The organism is Phaeodactylibacter sp. (assembly GCF_040219495.1).
Lineage (GTDB): Bacteria > Bacteroidota > Bacteroidia > Chitinophagales > Saprospiraceae > Phaeodactylibacter.
Genome location: NZ_JAVJSK010000109.1, coordinates 45321 through 53926, shown reverse-complemented (window position 1 = coordinate 53926; position 8606 = coordinate 45321). Strand labels below are relative to the sequence as shown.

Annotated in this window: 7 protein-coding genes; 5 read left to right on the top strand and 2 right to left on the bottom strand. The window is 53.1% G+C overall.

Annotated elements, in window-relative coordinates:
- The first annotated feature begins 403 nt into the window (after window positions 1-403).
- Window positions 404-586 carry a hypothetical protein gene (locus RIC19_RS17400; protein ID WP_350179624.1) on the top strand — a complete coding sequence of 61 codons (183 nt, stop codon included), beginning with the start codon at window positions 404-406 and terminating at the stop codon, window positions 584-586.
- Here RIC19_RS17400 and RIC19_RS17395 read toward each other — a convergent pair.
- Complete coding sequence (locus RIC19_RS17395; RefSeq protein ID WP_350179623.1) at window positions 571-1431, bottom strand: pirin family protein; 861 nt, start codon at window positions 1429-1431, stop codon at window positions 571-573. The genes RIC19_RS17400 and RIC19_RS17395 overlap by 16 nt on opposite strands.
- 156 nt (window positions 1432-1587) lie before the next feature.
- Here RIC19_RS17395 and RIC19_RS17390 point away from each other — a divergent pair, with 156 nt between their 5' ends.
- Window positions 1588-1752, top strand: coding sequence for a DUF1328 domain-containing protein (locus tag RIC19_RS17390; protein WP_350179622.1), 165 nt, complete (start codon window positions 1588-1590; stop codon window positions 1750-1752).
- 50 nt (window positions 1753-1802) lie between these two features.
- Here the strand turns inward: RIC19_RS17390 and RIC19_RS17385 are convergent, their stop codons facing one another.
- Entirely contained in the window at window positions 1803-2252 is a 450-nt protein-coding gene (locus RIC19_RS17385) for a (4Fe-4S)-binding protein (protein ID WP_350179621.1), read from the bottom strand.
- A 264-nt stretch (window positions 2253-2516) separates the two neighbouring features.
- Here RIC19_RS17385 and RIC19_RS17380 point away from each other — a divergent pair, with 264 nt between their 5' ends.
- The 3 genes from RIC19_RS17380 to RIC19_RS17370 all read left to right on the top strand — a co-directional run bounded on the left by RIC19_RS17380 (window position 2517) and on the right by RIC19_RS17370 (window position 8605).
- Window positions 2517-4334, top strand: coding sequence for a hypothetical protein (locus RIC19_RS17380; protein WP_350179620.1), 1818 nt, complete (start codon window positions 2517-2519; stop codon window positions 4332-4334).
- 164 nt (window positions 4335-4498) lie between these two features.
- Entirely contained in the window at window positions 4499-6742 is a 2244-nt protein-coding gene (locus tag RIC19_RS17375; protein ID WP_350179619.1) for an efflux RND transporter permease subunit, read from the top strand.
- Between the two features lie 66 nt (window positions 6743-6808).
- Window positions 6809-8605 (top strand): AMP-dependent synthetase/ligase, encoded by a 1797-nt coding sequence (locus tag RIC19_RS17370; RefSeq protein WP_350179618.1) that lies wholly within the window; start codon window positions 6809-6811, stop codon window positions 8603-8605.
- Window position 8606 lies beyond the last annotated feature (1 nt).

Here is an 8606-nt window from a genome sequence, read left to right as displayed (position 1 = left end):
AACCCTTTGCAAAACCTGCAGCAATTAACCGAAGATATATGGGTCGCACATATTGAGCGGAACTGCGCCTATGAAGTCAGGCGAAGGAAGAATCATGGCGATTTAATCTCCAAATTAAAAAACGGTTGACGCCTATGCGGTGTTACCGGGATTAATCCGTAGGTCATAGGTTCAAGTCCTATCTGAGGCGCCAAGCCCCGGAGCGTAAAGCTTCGGGGCTTTCGTGTTCTACCCCGATGCCAATGCACTACGTCTACACTCTTTACTCCCTAAGGGGATTGCCTTGGAAGTGCTTGAGCATAAAGGTTCTGCAAACCTAAAGCTTCAAAGCGTGAAACACGCCGCAGTATTTCGGACTAGTCGCACTAGCGCAGACAAATACTACGTTGGGTAGACTCCCGATTTGGAGACGCGGCTCTTGTTCCACAACGAGCTGTCGGGCGATTCCTTTACCTCAAAATACAGGCCCCGGGCATTAGCATGCACCTTGGCTGTGCCCACCCGCAGCGACGCTATGAAAATAGAGCGCTACATTAAAGCGCTGGTTGAAGACCCGAAAGCGTGGACACGTCAATATTCCGTATAAAAACCCATTTTCCCCATCTGATAGTCGCGCATCGCTTCCATGATTTCCGTTTGGGTGTTCATCACATAAGGGCCCCACTGTGCAACCGGCTCGTTGATCGGTGCGCCCGACAAAAACAAGATTTCACTGTTGGTTTCTGCCCGCAGTGCTATGCCCTCTCCATCTTGCCGGAACTGAAGGAGGTGTTCTTTTTCGTAAGACCAGTTATCGTTGAGTTGTACGGTGCCGTTGACAATATATACCATGGCGTTATGGGTTTCCGGGACAGGCAATTGTACAAACCCGCCTTCAGACATAGAAATTTGCAACACCAGCAGCTCAGTATGCGTCCGTACAGGGCCTTTGAGGCCCTGATAGTTGCCCGCCACGACCCTGACTTTTGAGCGTTCGCTCCCAGCCACAGGAATATCCTCAGCCTTGATATTTTGGTAAGCAGGCTGTGCCATTTTATCCTTTTGGGGCAGATTGATCCAGAGTTGTATGCCCTCCAAGGTACCGCCCTGCTCCAGAAAGTCACGGCTTGCCCGTTCACTATGTATGATGCCCCGCCCCGCCGTCATCCATTGCACATCGCCACCTTTCAGGGTACCTTCATTGCCACGGCTGTCTTTGTGCCGGAGCCCGCCCTGATACAAAAACGTAACCGGCTCAAAGCCCCGGTGCGGATGAGGGCCAACATCGAGCGGGTCGAAGGGAGGCGTAACCTCGTAGGGGCCAAAATGGTGCAGGAGCAGAAAAGGGTCAATACGCTCCACCCGAACCGTTGGTAAAGGTTGTTTAACGATTGTACTGCCCATCTCAATAGGCTCACCGGGCAAAATGGCCGCAACAGAACGGTATTTCATATTTCAATGCAATCGATAGTGATCCTTTGCAAACACCTCGGCTCACCCATAAGTTGGGCTTCGGAACAACCACACCAAACACCTTGGTTGGCAGTTCGTTCTACAGGTGAATTCTTTAAACAGAAAGGTCTAACCTTTCCCCAAAACCAAATGATTATGTTACGTTACGCTTTAATCTTTTTCATTATTGCGCTGATTGCCGCCGTGTTCGGATTTGGTGGTATTGCTACCGGAGCCGTAGTTATTGCCAAAGTGATTTTCTACATTTTTCTGATCCTGCTAATCTTATCCCTGATGATAAACATAATCAGAAAAGCATAAGCGCTAACGCCCAGACGAAAAAAGGTTGACAGCAGCCCCATTTCTATTTATTAGCCCTCGAATCCTATCTTTTTATGCGAACCATCGCAGAACGGCTTATTGGAAGAAGCACCGCAGCGGCAGAACGCCGTCCGCTTTTCCTGTACGGTGTGGTTGCCATTCTGGTCTTTCAGTTTGAGGGTACCAGTGACCATTAGCGGCCCATTAGGGATAACCTCTGCCTCAGGAGCGCCTTCGGCAGTCTTTGGAAGCACATCGTCAGCCTGTTGCTCCTCGTTGTTATAGTAGAATGCCAGTGCGCCAGAAGGGCACTTCTTCACCTGCTCCACCATACGCTCAGACGGTGCGCCCGTGGCATTTACCCACGGTCGGGCCTTCGGGTCAAACACTTCAGGTAAACCGTTGAAGCAAAGACGGGAGTGCATGCAGCGGTTAGGCTTCCAAACGATCGTGACCTCCCCGTTGCTGTATTCTTTGACAATTGATTTTTCCTGGCTCATATTGGTCTGGATTTAATGTGATAAACCCGGTGTTACAAATATGGTTCGCTTAAGGCGTTTAATTTGTTTTAATCAAAATAGTGAAAAAAAGGGAAAATTTATTGAAATTTGGATGCCCGGGGCAGATCAATTTCCAGATGACAAAATTTGGAAGGCCTGCTTTCCGTTTTGAACCTGTACAGGGCTCCATTCCAGAATATGCACTGGTGTACGCAAATAAAGAATAGCTGAGCGTAGTACCACTTTTCAACAAATAAGAAAACCATGATGAAATTTTGGCAAACCTTTATGGCCATCCTTCTGCTTACCAGCCAACTGGTTCAAGCTCAAAATGAAAACTTCTACACCGTGCAGGTCGGCACTTTCATAGATGCCAAGCCCGAGGATTTCAGTGCGCTGCGGGAGTTAGGCTTTGTCCACGCTCAGGATCTGGGCAACAATCTGATGGAAGTATATGTAGGAGGGTTTGAAAACCGGCCACCCGCTGAGCAACTTGCCGCCACCGTACGCCAGAATGGATATGCTAATGCCTTCGTACAGGAACGAATCATTGACCCCAATCAACCCGCCGCAATCGTACAGATGGCCACCCGGCAAATCAACCGGCCTGTAGAATGGGAAAACTTCCAGAAGGCCGGCCCGCTTTACGGCATGCTTGAGGGCAGCCTTATCAAAATTGTTACGGGGCCTTTCACCAGCGAAGCGGCTGCCCAGGCCGTACTGCCCGGCATACGCGAGCTGGGGTACAAAGATGCCTTCGTCAAAAACGTACCTGCCGGCTCTCTCCTGCCACTGACGGAGTTTGAGACCGGTGTAAAAAAACCGCTCATTCCCCTGGCCATGAACGAAAGTGCGCCTCCTCCTTCCCAACCGGAAAGCTATGAGCAAGCCAAAGGCAATAACCGCATTCCCAAAACCGGGAACATGACCCAACCCTACGGTACGCCCACCGGTGCCAATGAAGTGCTCGAAGCCCAACAACCCGTAATACCGCCAACTCCGCCTACAGTACCGAAACTGCCCTCCAGCTACGATTACTATTCGGGCGAAGTGCGCCCAAACACCGGTACCGCCCCGGCTCCGGCGCTTCCGGCTATCGATGGCAGTGTTAAGCGTGGTTCTGCTTTGGACCTGCAGCGCATCCTCAAGGCCTCTAAAGCTTATACCGGCTCCCTCGACGGCTACTATGGGCCCGGCACAAAGGCGGGTTACGAAAAATTCTTTGCCCAAAACCGCACTTTGCAGCAATACCAGCTTATTGCAGAGCAATCACCACTGCCCGGACAAGAAGGCTCCAATAGCGAATTGCAGAAAGTTATCAACGAAATGGGCTACAGCGCCGCTGCTGCTGCCCGGCTGGATGATTACAAAGCAGATCCGCTGGCGCAGGCTTATCAGGCCTACCAGTTATTCCAGAACTTTGGTCCTGGCCAGGAGGTCAATCAGCTCATGAACCGTGCGATCAAAGGCGCTTTTCAGGGCAAAAGACTGGAAGGGGTAGCCTTTGACCCGAGCTTCACCTATGCCTACGAGAATAACGGGCAACTGATACAGCACCTGTTGTTTGTGCACGCAGCACCGGCTACAGAAGAATCCGCCCCTTGCTGGCTGGCCGCGCGCCACCCGGCCGAATCGGCTGATGCTTACACCTCCCTTTCCCCCCTCATAGGCGATGAGCTGAAGCTACAGGGCTGCGGGCAGTTCGAAAGTTGGCCGGAAGTCCGAATGCTGGTTGCCCTTGCCGCCGACCTGAGCGCTCAAACGTCATTCGACCAGAAAAGACTGGCGCAGGCTGCTACCGAACGTTCCCGTTTGTACACTGCGCCCAAACCTCTCAATGATAAAGAGCGGGCGTCAGTGGAAAACTGGCACGACAACTTGCTGAAGGGTGTCAGCAACTGGTCAAAAAAAGACCCGCTGACGGAGCAGCTAGGTACTGCGTTCCAAGCCATGTATTTCCAGAGCCAGGTACGCCTCGAAGATTACTTTATGGACAAAGGGTATAAGCCTAAAGAAGCTAAAGCACTGGCCGTTGCTACTTTGCATACGCTGGTGGCTTACCACATGCAGCGCTTCGTGTAAGCACAAAGCATTGTATCGGTTTTCAGCAGGCAGTGTGCGGGTGCATACTGCCTGCTGTTTTTTTGGCTACCGGCCAAAACTGCTCAACCAAATCTGCCCGGAGTGGTTATACCGTCGACAATACAAGCATCGCCACAGCGGCCTAAATTGAGCATCAACCTCGCATGAAAAGCAAACTGCGGATTATCTCTGTCGCCACCTTCTTGGTTCTGGCAGTAATTAGCGGGTACTACGTTACCCAACTGCAATTTTCCTTCGACTTCGAACAGTTCTTTCCGGAAGGGGACGAAGATCTGGAGTTCTTCAGGGACTTTATCGATAACTTCGAAGGGGACGACAACTTCCTCCTCGTTGCCGTACGCCGGGAGCAGGGCATCTTTGAACAAGATTTCCTGGAACGCTTCCACGACTTCACTTTGGCCACCCGGGAACTACCCCACATCGAGGAAAGCCAGTCCCTGACTAAGTTTTCTTACCCGGTCCGCACGCCATTTGCGATAACTACAGTCCCCGCTATTCACATCGATCAGCCGGAACGCTACCCGTCCGACAGTGCCCGTATTCTATCCGACGAACGCTTTGTGCACAACCTCATTTCGGAAGACGGTACGACGCTGGTAGTTTTCCTAAAGACGGTTCCCAGCATACAGCTCGATCAGGCCCGCGAGCTCATGGCTGCTCTGGACGAGCAAATCAATACGTATGCCTTCGAGGAATACCATTACCTGGGCCGGCCATATTTCCAAAAGGAGCTGGTGGACATGCAAAAACGCGAAATCACTGTCTCTGCTATCATCTCCGGCCTACTTGTGACCCTGGTGATGTTTGTGATTTTCAGAAAGCCCTGGGGCATCCTCGTTGCCCTGGTCTCTATCGGGCTCGGCATGTTGCTGTTCATGGGGCTGCTGGGGGCATCCGGGCGGGAGCTGAATGCTATGGCAGCTCTGTACCCCGTGCTCATGATCATCGTGGGCACCTCCGACGTCATCCACATCATGTCCAAATACATTGACGAGCTCCGCAAGGGCGAGCGGCAGGACAAAGCCATCGTGACGGCTATAAAGGAAATTGGGCTGGCTACGCTGCTGACCTCTATCACCACTGCTATTGGCTTTGCGTCCCTGCTTACGAGCAAGGTCGGGCCGATCCGCGACTTCGGCATCAACGCAGCGATTGGCGTGATGGTCGCTTATGTAACGGTCATTTTCTTCACCACGGCTGTGCTGTCCTGGTTCCGGGCTGATCAGATCATCAAGCTGGGCAAAGGGCAGGCTTTCTGGGAAAAATCCATGGACTGGGCCTACCATTTTACCCTGCGGTACCCCAGCCGGATCGCGCTTGCAGCGGTGGTGACCCTGGGTATTTCCTTCTGGGGCATCTCCCGTATTACCACCAACTACGGCATTATCAACAATATGCCTATAGGGGAAAAAATCACCGAAGACTTCAAGTTTTTTGAGCAATACCTGACAGGTTTCCGGCCCATGGAGTTTGCCGTATTTGCCAAAGAGGGCTACAAGGCCACCGACTGGGAAGTCATGCGGGAGATCGCTAAAGTAGAAAACCACCTCAAGGAGTACCCCTCTGTGCAGGCCGTGGCCTCTATCACCGCCGTGTATAAGAGCATCAATCAGATGATGAAAAACAACGCGGCCGACGCCTATGCGATGCCGGAAACGGAGGAGGCCTTTGACCGCTATCAGCGCCTGGCCAGCCGGGTACCCAAGCTCAATGTGAACGTACTGGTGAGCAAGGACGAAACAAAGGCGCGCATCACTTCCCGGGTACAAGATATCGGTGCCGACAGCATCAAATCTATGGGGGAGAACATTGATCAGTGGATCACCATGAATACCGACACTTCCGTGGTCGCTTTTCAGCGCACCGGCACCGGGCTGATTATCGATAAAAATGCCGAGTACGTGCGCCGTGATTTGCTCTACGGGCTGGGCATGGCTATTCTGATTGTGAGTGTGTTGATGGCACTGCTTTTCCGCAATATCAAAATGCTCCTCATCTCCTTATTACCCAATATTTTCCCCTTGATACTGGCAGGGGCGCTGCTGGGCTTCCTGGGTATAGAACTGGAAGCCGGGGTCTCCATTGTCTTTGCCGTGATTTTTGGCATCGCTGTGGATGATACGATACACTTCCTCAGTAAATACAAACTAGCCAAAAACAAGGGGCTGGAACTGGAGCCCGCTATGCGCATCACCTTCCTGGAAACCGGGAAGGCCATCGTGCTGACCTCCATCATCCTGTTTTTTGGCTTTCTGGTGATGCTGTTTTCCATCCACCCGCCGAGTGTAACAATCGGGCTGCTGATCAGCCTGACGCTGTTTAGTGCGTTGATCAGCGACCTGTTGCTGATCCCTCTGCTCATCCGGTGGGTTATGCCGAAGTCCTAAGGGTTTTCCGAAAAATTGTATCTTACAGGGAGCCCCAAGTCAAAGCAAACCCTAAGCCCCCTGAATATGGACTTCCGTCGATTATTCGATATTCTGCCCTATCAGCAGCACCGTTTTCCCAACAAGAAGGCGCTGGCGACTCGCGATAGTGTTGGCTGGCATTACTACAGCACTCATGACTGTGAGCAAACTGCCGCACGCATCAGCGCCGGTTGGCTGGCCCTGGGCCTGAAGCGTGGCGACCGGGTGGCTCTGCTTGCCGAGCGTTGCAGCCCAAGGTGGTTGCTCCTGGATATTGCGCTGATGCAAGCCGGCTTGATCCCGGTGCCTATTCATAGCCAATGCAGCGAACAGGAACTGCACTTTATTCTCAAAGATGCTGCAGTGCGGTACGTAGTGGCAGCCAACCGGGAAGCTACGGAAAAAGCCCTGCAACTGAAAGAGCGGTTGCCCGGCCTGCAGGGGGTGTACTGTATGCAGCCTCTGCCCGATCATGCGAGCTGGGACGACCTCCTGATTGAGCCCACTGCTTCCGACCAGGAAAAACTGCAGGTACTCCGGGCAGCCATTCACGAAGAAGACCTGGCAACCATTGTATACACCTCTGGTACCGCCGGGGAGCCAAAGGGGGTCATGCTTTCTCACCGCAATATCGTGAGCAACATCAAAGCTACCATCAGCCTGGTGCCGGTCAACGCCCGTAACAGTGCCCTTAGCTTTTTACCGCCCAGCCATATTTTTGAGCGCATGGTCAACTACGCCTACCTGGCCTGCGGCGCATCCATTTATTATTCCAACAACCCGGAAGAAACCCGCTACCTCCTGCGCAAGGTACGCCCCCACTATTTTACAGCTGTACCGAGGCTGCTGGAACGGGCCTACGATGAAATTCAGGAAAGGGTAGGGCAATTGCCACTGCTCCCCCGCTGGGTCGCCCGCTGGGCTACCCGTGTAGGGGTACAGTACCAAATGAGCCACCCGGGCAACCTCTGGTACCGCCTGCAGCTCTTTGTAGCCCGGAGGTTAGTTTTCGGTACCTGGAAGCGCCTGCTTGGAGGAAGGGTGAAGGGAGTACTGGTGGGCGCAGCCGCCTTACAGCCCAAACTGGCACGCCTGTTTACCGCCGCCGGGGTGCCCATTCATGAAGGCTATGGCATGACAGAAACTTCACCCGTCATTGCTTTCAACCGGTTTGAGCCGGGCGGCACCCGCTTTGGTACCGTGGGGCGCCCTATACCGGGCATTGAGGTCAAGATAGAAGAAAGCGATGACGGGGATGGGGAAATCCTCGTACGGGGGCCAAATGTCATGTTGGGGTATTACAACCGGCCGGAAGACACGCAACGGGCTTTATCGGAAGAGGGCTGGCTACGCACCGGCGACCGGGGGCTGTGGGTGCACAAGCGATTCCTTAAAATCACAGGGCGGCAAAAGGACATCTTCAAAACCACCAATGGGCGCTATGTTGCTCCGGAAGAAATCGAGAGCCTGGCCAAAAGCACACCTTATGTAGAAGAATGCATGGTACTCGGTGCACAGCGGCCCTTCCCGGTTGCCCTTATCCTGCCGCAATTTGGGCTGCTGAAGCAATGGTGCGAGGCGCACAACGTCCACTGGACCGCCCCGCAGTTTATGGTCCACAACCATAAGGTCATGGGCTTTATACAGGAACAGATAGCCACAGTGAATGCCCAACTGCCGCATTACAAGCAAATCGGGCAAATCCACCTCCTCCACGAGCCCTGGACCGCAGCAAGTGGCGACCTTACGCCAACGCTAAAGCCCCGCCGGGAGCGCATAGCAGAAAAATTCCAAAAAGAAATTGACGCCCTCTACGAACAGGGTGCTGCCCTTCGGGGTTGAT